We start from the raw sequence: 19,963 nt of genomic DNA on the forward strand, positions 1-19,963 counted from the left end.
TGGGCATGGTCCGCTGGCAACCCGACGCCCGGGGGCGCCTCGAGCAGGCGGCCCTGGAGTTGTACGCGGAACGCGGTTTCGACGGGACCACGGTCGCCGACATCGCCGACCGGGCCGGCCTGACTGAACGCACCTTCTTCCGGTACTTCGCCGACAAGCGCGAGGCGCTGTTCGGCGGCCAGACCGCAATGATCGATCTGATGGTCAAAGCCGTTGCCGCAGCGCCGGATTCCGTCGCACCGATCGAAGCTGTCGCATCGGCGCTGAACGCGGTGGCGGCCACCTTCGACGGCCGTCTCGACGACGTCCGCCGGCGTCAGGCCGTCATCGCCGCCACGCCGGCCCTCCAGGAGCGCGAATCGTCGAAACTGGCACTCTTGGCCGCCGCGCTGACAGATGCGCTGCGCGCCCGCGACGTCGCCGAAACGACCGCTCGGCTGGCCGCGGAGACCGGCGTCGCCGTCTTCCGCATCGCCTTCGAGCGCTGGGTCGCCGGTGGCGATCAGCGTGATCTGGCGCAGCACCTTCGCGAGTTGCTCGACGAGTTGGCCACGATGACCGCGCGACCCACCACCACGTGACCCCTTTGACCGATCGCCGCGGCGTCGGCTAGAACGGCAGGCGAGGCCCGCGACGGAAGGCGGCACGATGCCCGACCACCACACCCTCATCGTCGGCGCCGGTTTCGCCGGGATCGGCGCGGCGATCGCACTGGACAAGGCGGGTTTCGCCGACTACCGCATCGTCGAGGCCGGAGACGCACCCGGCGGCACCTGGTACTGGAACACCTACCCGGGCATCGCCGTCGACATCCCGTCGTTCTCCTACCAGTTCTCCTTCGAGCAGAGCCCGGACTGGTCGCGCACGTACGCGCCGGGCCACGAACTACGGGCCTACGCCGAACACTGTGTCGACAAGTACGGCCTGCGGGACCGGATCCGGTTCGGCACCGAAGTGCTCGGCGCGACGTTCGACGAAGGCGCCGACGAGTGGCGGCTGCGCCTGGACTCCGGTGACGAACTGACCTCACGGTTCCTGATCAACGCGACCGGTGTGCTGACCGTGCCGAACATGCCCGACATCCCGGGCGTCGACTCCTTCGCCGGAACCACCATGCACACCGCCCGCTGGGACGCCGGAGTGGACCTGCGCGGTAAGCGGGTGGCGGTCATCGGCACCGGGGCGTCCGCGGTGCAGGTGATCCCCGAGATCGCCCCGCTCGTCGAGCGCCTCGACGTCTTCCAGCGCACACCGATCTGGTGCTTCCCGAAGTTCGACGTGCCGCTGCCGCGGGCGCTGCGCGGCGCGATGCGGCTGCCGGGCGGAAAAGCCGTGCAGCGGTTGCTGAGTCAGGCCTACGTCGAGTTCACGTTCCCGCTGGCCGCGCAGTACTTCACCATCAACCCGCTGGCCAAGCGGATGGACACGATGGGCAGGTCCTATCTGCGCAAGCAGGTCGACGACCCGGCGACCCGGGACAAGCTGACGCCGCGCTACGCGGTGGGCTGCAAACGCCCCGGCTTCCACAACACGTATCTGGCCACGTTCAACCGCAGCAACGTCCGGTTGATCACCGAGCCGATCGACAAGATCACCGGGTCCGGGGTCTGCACCACTGACGGGCAGAGCCACGACGTCGACGTGCTGATCCTGGCCACCGGCTTCAAGGTGGCCGACACCGACGCGCAGACCTTCGCGATCCACGGTTCCGGCGGCCGGTCGCTTGCGGAGTTCTGGGAGACCAACCGGCTGCAGGCCTACGAGGGCGTCAGCGTGCCGGGGTTCCCGAACCTGTTCTCGGTGAGCGGCCCGTACGGATATGTCGGCTCGTCGTACTTCGCCCTCATCGAGACCCAGACCCGCCACATCGTGCGGTGTCTGCGGGAGGCGCGGCAGCAGTCGGCCGACCGGGTCGAGGTGAGCCGGGCGGCCAACGACCGGTACTTCGACGAGATGATGCGCAAGCGGCACCGCCAGATCTTCTGGCAGGACAGCTGCCGCGACGCGCGCAGCTACTACTTCGACCGCAACGGCGACGTGCCGCTACGGCCGGCCAGCACGCTCGAGGCGTACTGGCGCAGCCGGCGGTTTCCTCTCGACGACTACGAGTACTCGCCCCGCATCGTCGTCAGACGGCGGTCTTGAGCGCGTCGGCCTTGTCGGTCCGCTCCCACGGCAGGTCGATGTCGGTGCGGCCGAAGTGGCCGTACGCGGCGGTCGGCGCGTAGATCGGGCGCAGCAGGTCGAGGTCGCGCACGATCGCGCCGGGGCGCAGGTCGAACACCTCGGTGATGGCCTTCTCGATCTTCGCCGGGTCGACGGTCTCGGTGCCGAAGGTCTCGACGAACAGCCCGACCGGGGCGGCCTTGCCGATCGCGTAGGCGACCTGGACCTCGACGCGGTCCGCGAGGCCTGCCGCGACGACGTTCTTGGCCACCCAGCGCATCGCGTACGCGGCCGAACGGTCCACCTTGGACGGATCCTTGCCGGAGAACGCGCCGCCGCCGTGGCGGGCCCAGCCGCCGTAGGTGTCGACGATGATCTTGCGGCCGGTCAGGCCGGCGTCACCCATCGGGCCGCCGAGCACGAACTTGCCGGTCGGGTTGACCAGCAGCCGGAAGTCGGAGGTGTCCATGCTGTCGTGGTTCAGATCCGACAGCACGGTGTTGACGACCTTCTCCCGGATGTCCGGGGTGAGGGTGCCCTCGAGGTCGATGCCCTCGGCGTGCTGTGTGGACAGCACGACGGTGTCCAACCGCACCGGCGTCACGCCGTCGTACTGCACGGTGACCTGGGTCTTACCGTCGGGCCGGAGGTAGTCGAGCACGCCGTTCTTGCGCACCTCGGTCAGCCGGCGGGCCAGCCGGTGGGCCAGCGCGATCGGCAGCGGCATCAGCTCGGGGGTGTCCTTGATGGCGTAGCCGAACATCAGGCCCTGATCTCCGGCGCCCTGCAGGTCCAGCGGGTCACCGGCGCCCTCGACGCGGGTCTCGTGGGCGGTGTCGACACCCTGGGCGATATCCGGCGACTGCGCGCCGATACCGATGTTCACACCGCAGGTGGTGCCGTCGAAACCCTTGTCCGACGAGTCGTAGCCGACCTCGAGGATGCGGTGGCGCACGGTGTTGGTGATATCGGCGAACGCCTCTTTCGCCGAGGTGGTCACCTCGCCGACGACGTGCACCTGGCCGGTGGTGACGAGGGTCTCGACCGCGACACGCGACCGGGGATCCTGCGCGAGCAGCGAGTCGAGGACCGAGTCGCTGATGGCGTCACAGATCTTGTCGGGGTGCCCTTCGGTGACCGACTCACTGGTAAACAGCCGACCTTTACTCACGTCTGATCCTCACTCGTATTGAGACTTGTACTGAACTTCCGCATGTTTGATTAGCCCGTCAAATCGTATCGGTGCCCAGTTGCACCCAAGCGTGTACCCGAGCCCCGCGCAACCCTTTGATGCAGCCGAATCCCCCGCCGGTCACCCGTTGCTGTTCTGCAGAAAGGCGACGATCGCGTCCACGATACGGCTGGCCATCAGAGTTTTCGAACCGTGCTCCAGCGCGGTCTCGGTTCCGTCGGCGGCCAGCAGCCAACCGTCGTTGTTGTCGACCTCGAACGCGCGGTTATCGCCCACCGCGTTGACGACCAGAAGGTCCGAGCCCTTGCGCTTGAACTTGGCGCGGGCGTGGAACAGCACGTCACCGTTCGCGTCGCCGGTCTCGGCGGCGAAACCCACGATCGCCCGCATGTTGGGCAGCTGTCCGTCGGCGCGCGCCCGGACCGCCCCGGCGAGGATGTCGTCGGTGCGGGTCAGGTCGATCGTCGGCGCGTCCTCGCCGGGATCGCTGGACTTCTTGATCTTGCTGGTCGCGGCGTGGACGGGCCGGAAGTCGGCGACCGCGGCCGCCATCACCAGCACGTGCGCGGCGGGGGCGTGTTTGGACACCGCATCGCGCAGTTGGGCCGCGGACCCGATGTGCACCACCTCGACACCGGCCGGGTCGACCAGACCCGCGGTGTTCCCGGCGATCAACGTGACGTCGGCGCCGCGCTGGGCCAACACCCGCGCCATCGCGTAGCCCTGCTTACCGGAACTGCGGTTGCCGATGAACCGGACGGGGTCGATCGGTTCGCGGGTGCCGCCGGCGGTCACCAGGGCCTTCACCCCGGCCAGGTCGTAGGGCAGCGCGTCACCGCGCACCAGCAGCAGTTGGGCCAGGGTGGCGATCTCCTCGGCCTCGGGCAGCCGGCCGGCACCGCTGTCGGCGCCGGTGAGCCGCCCGGAGGCGGGTTCGAGGACGACCGCGCCACGGCGGCGCAAGGTCGCGACGTTGTCCACGGTCGCGGGGTGGAACCACATCTCGGTGTGCATCGCCGGGGCGAACAGCACCGGGCACCGGGCGGTCAGCAGCGTGGCGGTCAGCAGATCGTCGGCGCGGCCGGCGACCGCACGGGCCAGCAGGTCGGCGGTGGCCGGCGCTACGACCACCAGATCGGCGTCCTGCCCGATGCGCACGTGCGGCACCTCGTGGACGTCATCCCAGACCCCGGTGTGGACGGGGTGGCCGGACAGGGCCTCGAACGTCGCGGCGCCGACGAAGCGCAGCGCCGACTCGGTGGGCAGCACGCGGACGTCGTGTCCGGCTTCGGTCAGCTGACGGACCAGCGTGCACGCCTTGTAGGCGGCGATGCCTCCGGCGACGCCGACGATGATCCGCTTGCGGTCCACTCCGGACGCCCTGAGCTACTCGCCCTCGGTGTGCTCGAGCAGGTCCTCGTGGATCTCGCGCAGGGCGATCGACAGCGGCTTCTCCTGCAGGCCGGGCTCGACCAGCGGGCCGACGTACTCGAGGATGCCGTCACCGAGCTGGTTGTAGTAGTCGTTGATCTGGCGGGCGCGCTTGGCGGCGTAGATCACCAGCGCGTACTTGCTCGACGCCCGATCCAGCAACTCGTCGATGGGCGGATTGGTAATGCCCAGCGGCGTGTCGTAGGCGCCGGCGGCGGCCGCGTCGATGGTCAGGTCGTCCACGGCGGTCAACTGCGCGTCGGCGTGCGGGGTGCTCACGTAAAAAATCTCCTGGCGATGTGCGGAAGGTGAGAGGTTCACCTCTGCTTGGGGCGGATCAGGCCGGATTCGTGCCGGCCGACGTGTGGCCCACCAGCAAGGATACCAATTCTGAGCAGGCAGATTCCAACTGGCTGTTCACGACGACCACATCGAAGTCGCTCTGCGCGGCCAACTCGGTGCGCGCAGTGTCCAGCCGTCGGCTCATCACGTCCGGCGTTTCGGTGCCGCGACCCACCAACCGGCGTTCCAGCACCTCCCAGCTCGGCGGGGCGAGGAACACCGAGAGGGCCTCGGGCATGGCTTGTTTGACCGCCCGGGCGCCGGCCAGATCGACCTCGATCAGCACCGGCCGACCCGCCGCGGTGGCCTCGCGGACCGGCCGGGCCGGGGTGCCGGAGCGGTGCAGGCCGCCGTGGATCTCGGCCCACTCCAACAGGGCGCCGTCGTCGATGAGCTGCTGAAACGCCTCGGGGGTGACGAAGGAGTAATCGACCCCGTCCACCTCGCCCGGACGCGGGGCCCGCGTGGTGGCTGAGACGCTGAAGTACAGGTCGGGAATGCGCTCGCGCAGGCACCGCACCACGGTGGACTTCCCGACAGCGGAGGGGCCGGACAGGACAACGACCCGTCCGACCCCTCGGCCGGTGTTCAACGTGTGCGCCCTAGGACTGATCGAACTTCTCGAGCAGAGCCTTGCGCTGGCGGTCGCCGAGACCGCGCAGCCGGCGGGTCGGGGCGATCTCGAGTTCGGTCATGATCTCCTGCGCCTTGACCTTGCCGACCTTCGGCAATGCCTCCAGCAGCGCGGAGACCTTCATCTTGCCCAAGACCTCGTCGGTCTCGGCATCCTTGAGCACCTGCTTGAGGTTGGTGCCGCCGCGCTTCAGCCGATCTTTGAGCTCGGCACGCGCTCGACGTGCGGCAGCAGCCTTCTCCAACGCTGCCGCGCGCTGTTCGTCGGTCAACTGGGGAAGGGCCACGGGGTTCCTCCGTCTCTGGCGATTTCTCTCGGCCATCTTTTTCTGTCTCGGCTGGTAGAACCAGCCAGCGACGACGACCGTACCCACGCAGCCCGACGAAAGCTAACCCCACCCCCGCGTTTCTCGATCAAAAGCCCAGCGTGTAGTGGTGCGCGACGCTGCGGAGCGTCGGCGCGTCGCGCGGGCTGCACGCCGGCCGCAACGGCCGATTTGCCTGTCCAACAGGGGTTTTGCGGCCGAAATGTGCCCACGAACCGTCCCGGCTGGGTCTGAAGTGCAGGTAGAGGGTTCGGCGGGGGTAGGCCGCAAACTTAAATTTTCGCTGGTCACGGCGTGTCGGGCGTGTCGGGGACGCCTTGCGCGGACGCCACCGCCGCGCAGCCCGCGCTCAACCGACTGGGTATCCAGGGCACCGAGTGTGAAGCCACGGCGCTGTTCGGGCCGTTTTCTCGCCGTGGGTTCACACTCGGTGCGCGAGGTACGCCACGTCGTCGCGCATCCGCTCGGCGGCGCCGCGCAACGCGTCCACGTCCGGCCCGGCGCGCAGCACCTCACGTGACACCGTCGGCAGCAGCTGGCCGGGACGGGCGCCTCCGAGACCGCCGAGAGCCTCCGGACGGCCGCCCTGGGCGCCGACACCGGGCACCAGCACAGGGCCACCGAGTGCGCTCACATCGGGCGGTTCGGTGACGGTGGCGCCGACGACCACTCCGACCGACCCCGGACCCCCGGCTTCACGGTTCACCGCGGCGGCGGCGTCGACGATGGACTGCGCGACCGTGCGGCCGTCGACCCGGGCGCGCTGCACGCTCGCCCCCTCCGGATTCGACGTGGCGGCGAGCACGAACACGCCCCGCCCGTGTGCGGCGGCGGTGTCGAGGAGCGGCTGAAGCGAGCCGAAGCCCAGATACGGCGATGCGGTCACCGCGTCGGCGGCCAGCGGCGACTCCCCCGCCCACGCCTGGGCGTAGGCCGCCATCGTGGAGCCGATGTCGCCGCGTTTGGCGTCGGCCAGCACCAGGACGCCGCGCGCGCGCAGTTCGGCGATCGTGCGTTCGAGCACCGCGAACCCCGCCGAGCCGTACGCCTCGAAGAACGCCACCTGGGGTTTGACGATCGCGAATCCGGCGAACGCCTCGACGCAGATCTCACAGAACCGGCCCAGGCCGTCGGCGTCGACGGACAGCCCCCACGAGGTCAGCAGTTCCGGATGCGGGTCGATACCCGGGCACAGCGGTCCGCGGCTCGCGACCGCCTCGGCGAGCCGCTGCCCGAACACCGTCAGTTTCCCAGCTCGCTGTGCAACTCCTGCAGGCTCATCACCCCGATGTCGCCGCGCAGGCTGGCTTCGATGCCCTGCACGGCCGCCGACGCGCCCTGCACGGTGGTGATGCACGGGATGTTCATCGACACCGCGGCCGACCGGATCTCGTACCCGTCGATGCGCGGACCGGAGTTGCCGTAGGGCGTGTTGATCACCATCGCGACATCACCGGCGCGGATGGCCTCGACGGCCGAACGCGCGGGCCTGCCAGCACCCGGTTCCTCGAAATGCTTGCGCACCTCGTCGCACGGAATCCCGTTGCGGCGCAGCATCTCCGCGGTGCCCTCGGTGGCGAGCACCTTGAACCCGAGGTCGGCGAGCCGTTTGACCGGGAAGACCAGCGACCGCTTGTCGCGGTTGGCCACCGACACGAACACGGTGCCCTCCGACGGCAGCGAACCGTAGGCCGCGGTCTGGCTCTTGGCGAACGCGCTGCCGAAGTCGTGGTCGATGCCCATCACCTCACCGGTCGACTTCATCTCCGGGCCGAGCAGCGAATCGATCTGGGCGCCGTCGGCCTTGCGGAACCGGTGGAACGGCAGCACCGCTTCCTTCACCGCGACGGGCGCATTGCGCGCAGTGGTCGCACCGTCGCCGGTCGCGGCCAGGACGCCCTCCTCGCGCAACTGGGCGATGCTGGCGCCGAGCATGATCCGCGCGCACGCCTTGGCGAGTGGCACTGCCGTGGCTTTGGATACGAACGGCACCGTGCGGCTGGCCCGCGGGTTGGCCTCCAGGACGTAGAGCACGTCGTCCTTGAGCGCGTACTGCACGTTGAGCAGCCCGACCACGCCGACGCCGTGGGCGATCGCCTCGGTCGCGCGCCGCACCGACTCGATGTCGCTGCGGCCCAACGTCACCGGGGGCAGCGCACACGCCGAGTCGCCGGAGTGGATGCCGGCCTCCTCGATGTGCTCCATGATGCCCCCGATGTAGACCTCGGTGCCGTCGCAGAGGGCGTCGACGTCGATCTCGATCGCATCCTCGAGGAACCGGTCGACCAGCACCGGGTGTTCCGGTGAGAGCTGGGTGGCCCGGGTGATGTAACCCTCCAGGGTCTGCTCGTCGTAGACGATCTCCATACCCCGGCCGCCCAGCACGTAGGACGGCCGCACCAGCACGGGGTAGCCGATGTCGGCAGCGATGCGGCGGGCCTGGTCGAACGTGGTGGCCAGGCCGAAACGCGGTGCGGGCAGCCCGGCGGTGCGCAGCACCTCACCGAATGCGCCGCGGTCCTCGGCCAGGTCGATGGCCTTGGGGCTGGTGCCGACGATCGGGACACCGGCCTGCTCGAGCCGTTCGGCCAGGCCCAGCGGCGTCTGGCCGCCGAGTTGCACGATCACCCCGGCCACGCCGGGTCCGCCTGCGCCGGAGGCTGATTCGGCGTAGTAGATCTCGAGGACGTCCTCGAAGGTCAACGGCTCGAAGTACAACCGGTCGGCGGTGTCGTAGTCGGTGGAGACCGTCTCCGGGTTGCAGTTGATCATCACCGTCTCGAACCCGGCCTCGCTCAGCGTGGTCGCGGCATGCACACAGCTGTAGTCGAATTCGATGCCCTGCCCGATCCGGTTGGGCCCGGAGCCGAGAATCAGCACCTTGGGCCGCTCGGCCTGCGGCGCCACCTCCGACTCGGCCGCGGGGTCGAGTTCGTAGCTGCTGTAGTGGTAGGGCGTCTTGGCCTCGAACTCCGCGGCGCAGGTGTCGACGGTCTTGAACACCGGGTGGATGCCCAGGCGCTGACGCAGTGCCCGCACCCCGACCTCGCCGGCGAGTTCCGGGCGCAGCGCGGCGATCTGGCGGTCGGACAGCCCGCTGTTCTTGGCCCGGCGCAGCAGCGTGCCGTCGAGGACCGGGGCGTCGAGGAGTTCGGTGCGCAGCGCCACCAGCCCGGCGATCTGGTCGACGAACCACGGGTCGACACCGGAGGCCTCCGCGACCTGCTCGACCGACGCCCCGAGCCGCAGCGCGAACTCGATGTCGTAGAGCCGCCCATCGGTCGGGGTGCGCAGGTTCTCCAGCACCTCGTCGACGGTGGCGATCGGGTCCGGTGCGGTCCAGAAGCCGGCACGGCCGGTCTCCAGAGAACGCATCACCTTGCCGAGCGCCTCGATGAAGTTGCGGCCCAACGACATCGCCTCGCCGACCGATTTCATCGTCGTGGTCAGGGTGGCGTCGGCGCCGGGGAACTTCTCGAACGCGAACCGCGGCGCCTTGACCACGACGTAGTCCAGCGTCGGCTCGAAGCAGGCCGGGGTCTCCTTGGTGATGTCGTTGAGGATCTCGTCGAGGGTGTAGCCGATCGCCAGCTTCGCCGCGATCTTGGCGATCGGGAAGCCGGTGGCCTTCGACGCCAGCGCACTCGACCGCGACACCCGCGGGTTCATCTCGATGACGATGAGCCGGCCGTCTTTCGGGTTCACCGCGAACTGGATGTTGCATCCGCCGGTCGCGACACCGACCTCCCGCAGGATCGCGATGCCGAGGTCGCGCATGGTCTGGTATTCGCGGTCGGTCAGCGTCATCGCCGGGGCGACGGTCACCGAATCGCCGGTGTGCACGCCCATCGGGTCGAAGTTCTCGATCGAGCACACCACCACCACGTTGTCGTGGCGGTCGCGCATCAACTCGAGTTCGTATTCCTTCCAGCCGAAGATCGATTCCTCGATCAGCACATTGGCGCTCGGCGACGAGGCCAGGCCGTGGCCCGCCATCCGCTCGACGTCCTCGGCCGAGTACGCCATGCCGGAGCCCAGACCGCCCATCGTGAACGACGGCCGCACGACGACGGGCAAGCCCAGTTCCCCGACGGTCTCGCGGACCTCCTCCATCGTGAAACAGACTCTCGACTTCGCTGACTCCCCACCCACTTTGGTGACGATGTCCTTGAACCGCTGCCGGTCCTCGCCACGCTGGATCGCGTCGAAGTCGGCGCCGATCAACTCGACGTCGTAGCGTTCGAGCACTCCGTTCTCCGACAGCGCGACCGCGGTGTTGAGCGCGGTCTGCCCGCCGAGGGTGGCCAGCAGCGCATCGATCTTGTTACCGCGTTCGGCCTGCTGGGCGATCACCCGTTCGACGAAGTCCGGGGTGATGGGTTCGACGTAGGTGTAGTCGGCGTACTCCGGGTCGGTCATGATCGTCGCCGGGTTGGAGTTGATCAGTGTGACCGTGAGGCCTTCGGCGCGCAGCACGCGGCAGGCCTGGGTCCCGGAGTAGTCGAATTCGGCGGCCTGTCCGATCAGGATCGGCCCGGAGCCGATCACCAGGACGTGGCGCAGGTCTGTCCGACGTGGCATTACTTCTCCTCCGACATCTGGTCGACGAACTGGTCGAACAGATAGTTCGCATCGTGCGGGCCGGCCGCGGCCTCCGGGTGGTACTGCACCGAGAAGGCCCGCCCGTTGACGAGTTTGACGCCTTCGACGACCCCGTCGTTGGCGCAGGTGTGGCTGACGACGGCCGCCCCGAACGGGGTGTCGAAACGTTCACCCGCTTCGCCTTCGAGCGCGAAACCGTGGTTCTGCGCGGTGATCGCGACGCGACCGGTTGCGTGGTCCATCACCGGCACGTTGATGCCGCGGTGACCGAACACCATCTTGTAGGTGCCCCGGCCCAGAGCCCGGCCGAGGATCTGGTTGCCGAAGCAGATGCCGAACAGCGGGATGCCGGCGCCCAGCACCTCCCGGGTGACCTCGACGACATGGTCGGCCACCGCCGGATCGCCCGGCCCGTTGGACAGGAACACCCCGTCGGGTTTGAGGTCGGCGATCTGCTCGAAGGTGGCCCGGGCGGGCAGCACATGGCTGCGGATGCCGCGCCGCGCGAAGTTGCGCGGGGTGTTGGTCTTGATGCCGAGGTCGATCGCCGCGACGGTGAACCGGTGGGCCCCCTCGGGTTCCACGATGTAGACATCGTCGGTGCTGACCTTGTCCGCCAGGCTCGCGCCGAGCATGCCCGGTTGGCTGCGGACGCGTTCGAGCAGTTCCGACATCGGTGCGGCGGACTCGTCGCCGCTGAAGATGCCCGCCTTCATGGCGCCGCGGGTGCGCAGATGGCGCACCAGCGCGCGGGTGTCGATACCGGCGATGCCGACGACGCCCTGGCGGACCAGTTCCTCGTCGAGGGTGCCGGTGGCGCGCCAGTTCGAGGCGCGCGGCGACGGGTCGCGGACGGCGTAGCCGGCTACCCAGATCCTGTCGTCGCGGCTCTCGGCGTCTTCGTGGTTCCAGCCCGTGTTGCCGATCTGCGGTGCGGTCGCGACCACGATCTGGCCGTAGTAACTGGGGTCGGTGAGAGTCTCCTGGTATCCCGACATCCCGGTCGAGAACACCGCCTCACCGAGTGTCTGCCCGACGGCGCCGTAGGGCACCCCGGTGAAGACCCGCCCGTCCTCCAGGACGAGAAGGGCCACGGCCCCATCGATGCGCGATCCGCTTCGCGTCTCGCTCGTGTTGCTCACGCTACTTCCTCCAGCCAGCGGTCGTACTTGGTGCGGTCGTCGCCGCGGAATCCGGTGTCGATCTCGGTACCCGACGGGAGGCGCCATCGGATGGCCAGGATGCCGTCGTGGGTGAGGGCTTTGCCGACCATGCCGCGCTCCGTGCGGATCGCGGTCACCGATTCCGCGGGGATCCAGATCGAGTGGGCGCCACTGCGCTGCACCATGATCCCCTCGGGGAACCGGGTCAGCACCGCCTTGGTGCGGTAACCGAGATCACCCACGACGATCCGGTCGTGCCAGTTCGGCGCCAGCGTGCAGCCGACGTAGAGGCCCTTCATCGGGGGGATGACGGCCTGGCTCACCGTATCCGGCAGCGGCGGCAGTTTACCGATCAACTTGACCTGCCGTTGGGCGCGGCTGTGCCACCCGCGCATCATGGCCCGGATCAGCAGCCCGATCGCCACGACGATGACGGCCGCCAGGACGAGCGACGTGACGAGGGTCCCGGTGTTCACAGGCTCGGACTCTTCCCGTCGCGGGCGGTCACCTTGCCGCGCAACATGGTCAGCGTGACCGTGGCGGGCAACGTCATCTCCTGGAACGGCGTGTTGTCGGAGCGGCTGGCCAGCGCGGAGCCGCTGACGGTCCAGGTGGCGTCGGGATCGACGACGGTCAGGTTGGCCGGCTCCCCGACCTCGATCGGACGGCCCTGATCGGGTAGGCCGACGATGCGGGCCGGGGCCTCGCTCATCACCCGCGCGACGTCGCGCCAGCTCAGCAGGCCGGGTTCGACCATGGTCCGCACCACCACCGACAGCGCCGTCTGCAACCCCAGCATTCCGGGCCGGGCTGCGGCGAATTCGCACATCTTCTCGTGTTCGGCGTGCGGGGCGTGGTCGGTGGCCACACAGTCGATCACCCCGTCGGCCAGCGCACGGCGCAGAGCCTCGGCGTCACCGGCCTCACGCAGCGGCGGATTGACCCGGTTGCGCCCGTCATAGGTCGCCAAGCGGCTGTCGTCGAGCAGCAGGTGGTGCGGGGTGACCTCGGCCGTGATCGCGATGCCCTGTTCCTTGGCCCACCGCAGAAGCTCGACGGTGCCGGCGGTCGACGCGTGGCAGATGTGCACGCGCGCACCGGCGTCGCGTGCCAGCAGCGCGTCCCGGATGACGATGGACTCCTCGGCGGCGCGCGGCCAGCCGGCCAGCCCGAGCCGGGCCGCGTTGGGTCCCTCGTGCGCGACGGCGCCGACGGTGAGCCGGGGCTCCTCGGCGTGCTGGGCGATGAGCACACCCAGACCGGAGGCGTATTCGAGCGCCCGCCGCATGATGAGCGGATCGTCGACGCAGACACCGTCGTCGGAGAACATCCGCACCTGGCCGACACCCGCGGCCATCATGCCCATCTCGGTGAGCTGTTTGCCCTGCAAGCCCATCGTGACGGCGCCGACCGGATGGACGTCCACCAGCCCGACCTGCTGTCCGCGGTGCCACACGTGGTCGGTGACCACCGGGCTGTCGGCCACCGGGGTGGTATTGGCCATCGCAAAGACAGCGGTGTACCCGCCGAGAGCGGCTGCGGCAGAACCCGTTTCGATGTCCTCGGCGTACTCGCGGCCGGGCTCGCGCAGATGGGTGTGCAGGTCGACGAACCCCGGCAGCAAAATCTGGCCGTGGGCATCGACCGCGTCTGCGCCTTCCGGCGCGCTGAGCCGCTCCCCGATCTCGGCGATCTGACCGTCCTCGACGAGCACGTCGACCGGATCGCCCTCACCGTAGGGACGCACACCCCGGATCAGCAGACTCATGCGCTGATCGCCTCCTGTTCCGCGCCGACGAGCAGATGGAAGAGCACCGCCATCCGGACGTGCACACCATTGGAAACCTGTTGCAGCACAGCCGATTGCGACGAGTCGGCCACCGACGAGGAGATCTCCATACCGCGCAGCATCGGCCCCGGGTGCAGCACCACCGCGGAATCGGGCAGCAACGCCTGACGCTTGTCGGACAGGCCGTAGCGCACTGAGTACTCGCGCGCCGACGGGAAGAACCCGCCGTTCATCCGCTCGGCCTGCACCCGCAGCATGAGCACCGCGTCGGCGGCGGGCAGTTCGGCGTCCAGGTCGTGCGACACCGTCACCGGCCACTGGCGCACACCCACCGGGAGCAGGGTCGGCGGCGCCACCAGCACCACCTCCGCGCCCAGGGTGTGCAGGAGCAGCACGTTGGATCGGGCCACGCGGCTGTGCAGTACGTCGCCGACGATCACCACCCGCCTGCCCTCGATGCCGCCGAGCCGCTGGCGCAGGGTCAGCGCGTCGAGCAACGCCTGGGTGGGGTGTTCGTGGGTGCCGTCGCCGGCGTTGATCACGCTGGGGGCGCCCGCCTCGGCGGCCGTCCACTCCGCGAGTTGCTGGGCGGCGCCGGACGCGGGATGCCGGATGATCAGCGCGTCGGCGCCCGCGGCGCGCAACGTGAGCGCGGTGTCGCGCAACGACTCCCCCTTGGCCACCGAGGAACCGGACGCGCTGACGTTGATCACGTCGGCACTCATCCACTTGCCCGCGACCTCGAACGAGACCCGGGTGCGGGTGCTGTTCTCGTAGAACATCGTGATCACCGTGCGCCCGCGCAGCGTCGGCAGCTTCTTGACCTCGCGGCCGAGCAGCGCCTGGCTGAACCGGTCGGCGTCGTCGAGGATCGCGGTGGCCTCGTCGCGGCTCAGGTCGGCCGCGGTCAACAGATGTCGGGTCACTAGCGCTGAACCTTTCTGCTCTTCGCGCAGGCGCTCATCGCTGGGGCCCTCCGTGCGGTGCGATCCAGATGCCCTCGACCTCGTCGGTCTCGGCCAGCCGCACCTTGACGTTCTCACTGCGCGACGTCGGCACGTTCTTGCCGACATAGTCGGCGCGCAGCGGCAACTCGCGGTGGCCGCGGTCGACGAGCACCGCGAGTTGCACCACGTTCGGGCGGCCGATGTCGCGCAGCGCATCGAGAGCGGCACGCACCGAACGCCCGGTGTAGAGCACGTCGTCGACGAGGATCACCAGCGCGTGGTCGATGCCGCCGGTGGGGATCGAGGTGTCCTCCAGCGGCCGGGGCGGCTTGGTGTCGAGGTCGTCGCGGTAGAGCGTGATGTCGAGACCGCCGTGCGGGACCGTCACACCGGAGAACGTCTCGATCCTCTCGGCCAGCCGGGCCGCCAGGGTGACCCCGCGGGTCGGGATGCCGAGGAGCACCACCCGCGGTGCGTCGGGACCGTCGAGTGCGGTCTTCTCGATGATCTGATGCGCGATACGGGAAATGGTGCGGGTCACATCCGCCGCGGTCATCAATTCCCGGTCGGGGTTGTCAGGACTGCCCACGCGCGATCCAGACCTCCTTCTCCGCCTCGCCGGACGGATCGTTAAAGGATGTCAAACTGCGGGAAGCCTACCACCGCAGCGGCATCCTCCCGGTCCTGGCTAGCCTGGGCAGCGTGAATCTCGACGGCAACCAGGCGTCCATCCGTGAGGCTGTCGACGCCGGGCTGTTGTCCGGCGCCGTCACGCTCGTCTGGCAGGCGGGGCGGGTGGTGCAGGTGAACGAACTCGGCCACCGCGACATCGGCGCGCGGCTGCCGATGCAACGCGACACGATCTTCCGCATCGCGTCGATGACCAAACCGCTCACCGTGGCGGCGGCCATGAGCCTGGTCGACGAGGGCCGGTTCACGCTCAGCGATCCGGTCACCACGTGGCTGCCGGAGCTGGCCGACATGCAGGTGCTCGACACCCCGGGCGGTCCGCTGGACCGCACCCACCCCGCGCGCAGGGCGATCACGGTCGACGATTTGATGACCCACCGCAGCGGGCTGGCCTACTTCTTCTCGGTCAGCGGGCCGCTGGCGCGCGCCTACGGCCGGATCTCGGCCAAGCAGAACCCGGATGCATGGCTCGCGGAGATCGCCGCACTGCCGCTCGAACACCAGCCGGGTGAGCGCATGACCTACAGCAACTCCACCGATGTGCTGGGCGTCCTGCTCGAACGCATCGAGGGCAAGTCGCTGCAGGAGGTGCTCACCGAACGTGTCCTCGGCCCGTTGGGGATGGCGGACACGGCGTTCTACGTGGCGCCGCGCAACCGCGGCCGGGTCGCGACGATGTACAAGCTCACCAGCGACGACACGCTCAGCCACGATGCGATGGGCCCGCCGGCCACCACGCCGCCACCGTTCTGCATGGGCGGGGCGAATCTGTTCTCCACTGCCGACGACTATCTGCGGTTCGCCCGCATGCTGCTCGCCGGAGGCGAGGTGGACGGGGTGCGGGTGCTCTCCGAGGCGTCCGTGCAATCGATGCGCACCGACCGGCTGACCGCCGACCAGAAGCGGCACCCGTTCCTGGGGATGCCGTTCTGGCTCGGGCGGGGTTTCGGGTTGAACCTGTCCGTGGTCACCGACCCCGCCAAATCGCGTCAGCTGTTCGGGCCGGGCGGCCTGGGCACGTTCAGCTGGCCGGGTGCCTACGGCACGTGGTGGCAGGCCGATCCGACCAACGATCTGATCCTCATCTACCTGATCCAGAACCTGCCCGACTTCGGCGCCGACGCCGCCGCGGCGGTCGCGGGCAACACCTCGTTGATGAAACTGCAGTCGGTGCAACCGAAGTTCGTGCGACGCACGTACTCGGCGCTCGGCATATGAAGGCACGGCGCCGCAGTCACGGTTAGCCTGTCGCCATGTCTGCGCCGACCGTCCTCGTCAGCGGCGCCGGGATAGCCGGCCCCGCACTCGCATTCTGGTTGACCCGCAACGGGTATCGCGTCGTGGTGGTCGAGACCGCCGCGGACATCCGGCCGGGAGGGCAGACCGTCGACCTGCGCGGTGCCGGCGCCGACGTGGTGGCGCGGATGGGTCTGCTCGAGCAGATGGAGCGCCGGGCGCTGTTCCAGCGGGGTATCGCCTGGGTGCGGTCCGACGGCAGTCGGCGCGCCGAGATGCCGGTGACCGCCTTCGACGGCAACGGCCCGGTGTCGAAACTCGAGATCCTGCGCGGCGACCTCGTCGACGTCCTGTACGGGGCGACCAAGGACGTCTGCGAATACCGGTTCGGCACCAGGATCGAAACCCTGGCCGAACACGATGCGGGTGTCGACGTGACGTTCGCGGACGGCGGTGAGATGCGCGCGGACCTCGTCGTCGGCGCCGACGGACCGCATTCGGCAGTGCGCCGCTTGGTGTTCGGGCCCGAGGAGCGGTTCGTCACGCCACTGGGGGGTTACAACGCGTGGTTCTCGGCGCCGGACACCGTCGGCCTCGACGGCTGGTACCTGATGTTCCAGGCGCCGGGCGGGCTCAACGCGTCGATGCGACCGTCACACGATCCGTCGACCGTCAAGGCCAGCCTGTCGTTCCGCTCCGAACCGATCGTCTACGACCGTCGTGACCTGGGCGAACAGCGGAAGATCCTGCGGGAGCGCTTCACCGGCGTGGGCTGGCAGTGCGACGCCCTGATCGAGGCGGCCGAGCGGGCCGAGGACTTCTACTTCGACTCGTTCACGCAGGTGAAGATGGTGACCTGGTCGTCGGACCGGGTCACCCTCGTCGGCGACGCCGGGTACTGCGCGTCCCCGCTCTCGGGGATGGGCACCAGCCTCGCACTCGTCGGCGGGTATCTGTTGGCCCGCGAATTGGGCTCGGCGGGAACCGATTTGACCGTCGACCGACTCCGCTCGGCGTTCCGCAGGTACGACGTGGAGATGCGTCCCTATGTGGACCGCTGCCAGAAACTGAACAACACCCTCGACCGGTATGCCCCGATGACGGAGAAGGAGATCTCCGACAACGCCACCGCGATGAAGTGGATGCAGCGCTGGCCGCTGCGCCCCATCGCCTCGCGCCTGTGGTTCCGCACCGCCGACGCGATCACGCTGCCGGACTGAGGGCCCTCTCGGTTCAGCCTTCCGACGGCCCCTGCGCGGATTCGCGTACCGCCTGCGACGCCGCCCGGATCTGGGGCGTCACGAGCATCACCTGTCCGAGCACGCCGTTGACGAATCCGGGTGAATCGTCGGTGGACAGCTGCTTGGCCAGTTCGACCGCCTCGTCGACCGCGACCGGTTCGGGGACGTCCTCGGCGTGCAGCAGTTCCCACACCGCGACCCGCAGGATCGCGCGGTCGACGGCGGGCAGCCGATCGAGCGTCCAGCCCTGCAGGTGCGCCGAGATCAGGTCGTCGATGTGGTCGCGGTGGTCGGTGACCCCGCGCGCGACGGTGACGGTGTACGGGTTCAGCGCGGTCACATCGGGCTGGGTTCCGGCCAGCTTGTTGCGGGACGTGGCCACCTCGGCGGCGGTCAGTCCGCGCGCTTCCGCCTCGAACAGCAGGTCGACCGCGCGTTTGCGCGCCTGGTGGCGGCCCCGGTCGGGCCTGCGGTCAGACATGGTCAGGCATTGACGCGGCCGAGGTAACTGCCGTCGCGCGAATCGACCTTGAGCTTGTCGCCGGTATTGATGAACAGGGGCACCTGGATCTCGGCGCCGGTCTCCATCGTCGCCGGCTTGGTGCCCGCACTGGAGCGGTCGCCCTGCAGGCCCGGCTCGGTGGAGGCCACCAGCAGTTCGACGGTCACCGGCAGTTCCAGGTACAGCGGGACGCCGTCGTGGAAGGCGATCTGCACGGGCATGCTCTCGAGCAGGAAGTCCGCGGCGCGGCCGACGAGCGATTCGGGCAGCGGGTGCTGCTCGTAGTCCTCGGAGTCCATGAATACGAAGTCGGAGCCGTCGCGGTACAGGTAGGTCGCGTCACGCCGGTCGACGGTGGCGGTCTCCACCTTCACGCCCGCGTTGTAGGTCTTGTCGACGACCTTGCCCGAGACCACGTTCTTGAGCTTCGTACGCACGAAGGCCGGGCCCTTGCCCGGCTTGACGTGCTGGAACTCGACGATCTGCCACAGTTGGCCGTCGATCTGCAGGACGAGCCCGTTCTTGAAGTCGGCGGTCGATGCCACGTTGGGTGAATCTCCTAGCTCTCTTTGTCAGAGGATGGCCAGTTCCTTGGGGAACCGGGTCAGCAAGTCGGGGGCGTCTGATCCCGTACCCGTTCGCGGATCCGCTTCGAGGCCGACGACGAGCGTGTCCTCGATGCGGACACCGCCGCGGTCGGGCAGATAGACACCGGGCTCCACGGTCACCACGGAGCCAGCAAGCAGTGTACCGGCGGCGGCCGCGTTGATTCCCGGCGCTTCGTGGATCTGCAGTCCCACGCCGTGCCCGAGGCCGTGGCCGAAGCGTTCGGCATACCCGGCGTCCGCGATGACCTGCCGCGATGCGGCGTCCACATCGGACAGCGTGACACCCGCGGTCAGCGCGTCGGTGCCGGCCCGCTGCGCGGTGGCGACCAGGTCGTAGAGATCGCGCTGCCAGTCCTCGATCTTGCCGGCCCGGCCCAGGACGAACGTCCGGGTCATGTCCGAGTGGTAGCCGCTCACCAACGCGCCGAAGTCGATCTTGACGAAGTCGCCGGTCGCCAGCACCGCGTCGGTGGGCCGGTGGTGCGGGATCGCCGAGTTGGGTCCGGTCGCGACGATGGTCTCGAACGACGGGCCGTCGGCGCCGTGGTCGAGCATCAGCGCCTCCAGGTCCCGCCGCACCTGCTTCTCGGTGCGGCCGGGGCGCAGACCGCCGCCGGCGATGAGATCGTGCAGCGCGGCGTCCGCGGCCTCGCAGGCGAGCCGCAGCATCGCGATCTCACCGGCGTCCTTGACTTCGCGCAGCGCCTCCACCATGCCGGGGGCGCGGACGAGTTCGGTGTCACCGACGGCCTTGAGCAGGCCGCGGTGGCCGTCGACGGTGACCACGTGGCTCTCGAAGCCGAGGCGGCGCAGACCTTCACCCGCGGCGCGGCCCGCGAGGTACGGGGCGCACGCCCGCTCGATGACGACCTCGGAGTCGGGTGACTGTCTGGCGGCCTGGGTTCGGTACCGGCCGTCGGTGGCGAGGATCGGGGTGGTGTGGGACACGCGGATGAGCAGCGCGGCGTTCGAACCGGTGAATCCGGACAGGTATCGGACGTTCACCAGGTCTGTGACCAGCATCGCATCCAGTTCGGCGGCGGCCAGCCGCTCGCGCAGGCGGTCTCTACGCTGGGAAAGAGTCACAGCCGCTGA

Annotated in this window: 19 protein-coding genes; 4 read left to right on the plus strand and 15 right to left on the minus strand. The window is 69.1% G+C overall.

The genetic code is table 11. From position 1 onward, the window contains the following. Positions 1-5: 5 nt before the first annotated feature. A complete protein-coding gene (locus G6N49_RS11420) occupies positions 6-581 on the plus strand; it encodes a TetR family transcriptional regulator (RefSeq protein ID WP_083045130.1) in 576 nt (191 codons plus the stop codon). A gap of 67 nt (positions 582-648) precedes the next feature. Further along, positions 649-2,145: a flavin-containing monooxygenase gene (locus G6N49_RS11425; protein WP_083045129.1), complete on the plus strand. Its 1,497-nt coding sequence runs from the start codon at positions 649-651 to the stop codon at positions 2,143-2,145. Here G6N49_RS11425 and metK read toward each other — a convergent pair. The 12 genes from metK to pyrR form a co-directional block, all read right to left on the minus strand. Further along, positions 2,129-3,337, minus strand: a complete 1,209-nt coding sequence (metK, locus tag G6N49_RS11430; RefSeq protein WP_011559770.1) for a methionine adenosyltransferase — start codon at positions 3,335-3,337, stop codon at positions 2,129-2,131. The genes G6N49_RS11425 and metK overlap by 17 nt on opposite strands. Positions 3,338-3,478: 141 nt before the next feature. Continuing rightward, positions 3,479-4,729 (minus strand): bifunctional phosphopantothenoylcysteine decarboxylase/phosphopantothenate--cysteine ligase CoaBC, encoded by a 1,251-nt coding sequence (gene coaBC, locus G6N49_RS11435; protein ID WP_011855547.1) that lies wholly within the window; start codon positions 4,727-4,729, stop codon positions 3,479-3,481. A 15-nt stretch (positions 4,730-4,744) separates the two neighbouring features. Continuing rightward, complete coding sequence (rpoZ, locus tag G6N49_RS11440) at positions 4,745-5,068, minus strand: DNA-directed RNA polymerase subunit omega (RefSeq protein WP_011559768.1); 324 nt, start codon at positions 5,066-5,068, stop codon at positions 4,745-4,747. A gap of 58 nt (positions 5,069-5,126) precedes the next feature. Then, a complete protein-coding gene (gene gmk / locus G6N49_RS11445) occupies positions 5,127-5,723 on the minus strand; it encodes a guanylate kinase (RefSeq protein WP_011855546.1) in 597 nt (198 codons plus the stop codon). A 10-nt stretch (positions 5,724-5,733) separates the two neighbouring features. After that, on the minus strand, positions 5,734-6,051 hold the full coding sequence (mihF, locus tag G6N49_RS11450; protein WP_003889986.1) for an integration host factor, actinobacterial type: 318 nt from the start codon (positions 6,049-6,051) through the stop codon (positions 5,734-5,736). 460 nt (positions 6,052-6,511) lie between these two features. Continuing rightward, positions 6,512-7,336, minus strand: a complete 825-nt coding sequence (gene pyrF, locus G6N49_RS11455; RefSeq protein ID WP_179967833.1) for an orotidine-5'-phosphate decarboxylase — start codon at positions 7,334-7,336, stop codon at positions 6,512-6,514. Then, positions 7,333-10,671 (minus strand): carbamoyl-phosphate synthase large subunit, encoded by a 3,339-nt coding sequence (gene carB / locus G6N49_RS11460; protein ID WP_011559765.1) that lies wholly within the window; start codon positions 10,669-10,671, stop codon positions 7,333-7,335. Before carB ends, pyrF begins: the two co-directional genes overlap by 4 nt. Further along, the gene (gene carA, locus G6N49_RS11465) at positions 10,671-11,834 is read right to left on the minus strand and encodes a glutamine-hydrolyzing carbamoyl-phosphate synthase small subunit (protein WP_011855544.1); all 1,164 of its coding nucleotides are present in this window, start codon (positions 11,832-11,834) and stop codon (positions 10,671-10,673) included. The genes carB and carA overlap by 1 nt, the downstream gene beginning before the upstream one ends. Beyond that, positions 11,831-12,331 (minus strand): PH-like domain-containing protein, encoded by a 501-nt coding sequence (locus tag G6N49_RS11470; RefSeq protein WP_011855543.1) that lies wholly within the window; start codon positions 12,329-12,331, stop codon positions 11,831-11,833. The genes carA and G6N49_RS11470 overlap by 4 nt, the downstream gene beginning before the upstream one ends. Then, complete coding sequence (locus G6N49_RS11475; RefSeq protein ID WP_083045128.1) at positions 12,328-13,623, minus strand: dihydroorotase; 1,296 nt, start codon at positions 13,621-13,623, stop codon at positions 12,328-12,330. Before G6N49_RS11475 ends, G6N49_RS11470 begins: the two co-directional genes overlap by 4 nt. Continuing rightward, positions 13,620-14,570 carry an aspartate carbamoyltransferase catalytic subunit gene (locus G6N49_RS11480; protein ID WP_011855541.1) on the minus strand — a complete coding sequence of 317 codons (951 nt, stop codon included), beginning with the start codon at positions 14,568-14,570 and terminating at the stop codon, positions 13,620-13,622. The genes G6N49_RS11475 and G6N49_RS11480 overlap by 4 nt, the downstream gene beginning before the upstream one ends. A gap of 34 nt (positions 14,571-14,604) precedes the next feature. Continuing rightward, positions 14,605-15,180 carry a bifunctional pyr operon transcriptional regulator/uracil phosphoribosyltransferase PyrR gene (gene pyrR, locus G6N49_RS11485; protein ID WP_011559760.1) on the minus strand — a complete coding sequence of 192 codons (576 nt, stop codon included), beginning with the start codon at positions 15,178-15,180 and terminating at the stop codon, positions 14,605-14,607. A 113-nt stretch (positions 15,181-15,293) separates the two neighbouring features. On the opposite strand from pyrR, the gene G6N49_RS11490 reads away from it, so the two are divergent. Next, complete coding sequence (locus G6N49_RS11490) at positions 15,294-16,499, plus strand: serine hydrolase domain-containing protein (protein ID WP_011855540.1); 1,206 nt, start codon at positions 15,294-15,296, stop codon at positions 16,497-16,499. Between the two features lie 35 nt (positions 16,500-16,534). Then, entirely contained in the window at positions 16,535-17,737 is a 1,203-nt protein-coding gene (locus G6N49_RS11495) for an FAD-dependent monooxygenase (RefSeq protein WP_083045127.1), read from the plus strand. 13 nt (positions 17,738-17,750) lie between these two features. On the opposite strand, the gene nusB is transcribed toward G6N49_RS11495, so the two are convergent. From nusB to G6N49_RS11510, 3 genes are read right to left on the minus strand one after another with little or no spacing between them, the layout of a single operon-like run. After that, on the minus strand, positions 17,751-18,239 hold the full coding sequence (nusB, locus tag G6N49_RS11500) for a transcription antitermination factor NusB (protein ID WP_011559757.1): 489 nt from the start codon (positions 18,237-18,239) through the stop codon (positions 17,751-17,753). A gap of 2 nt (positions 18,240-18,241) precedes the next feature. Further along, positions 18,242-18,805 (minus strand): elongation factor P, encoded by a 564-nt coding sequence (gene efp / locus G6N49_RS11505; protein WP_011559756.1) that lies wholly within the window; start codon positions 18,803-18,805, stop codon positions 18,242-18,244. 27 nt (positions 18,806-18,832) lie between these two features. Further along, positions 18,833-19,954 (minus strand): M24 family metallopeptidase, encoded by a 1,122-nt coding sequence (locus G6N49_RS11510; protein ID WP_011768216.1) that lies wholly within the window; start codon positions 19,952-19,954, stop codon positions 18,833-18,835. Positions 19,955-19,963: the final 9 nt, after the last annotated feature.

Source organism: Mycolicibacterium monacense (genome assembly GCF_010731575.1).
Classification (GTDB): domain Bacteria; phylum Actinomycetota; class Actinomycetes; order Mycobacteriales; family Mycobacteriaceae; genus Mycobacterium; species Mycobacterium monacense.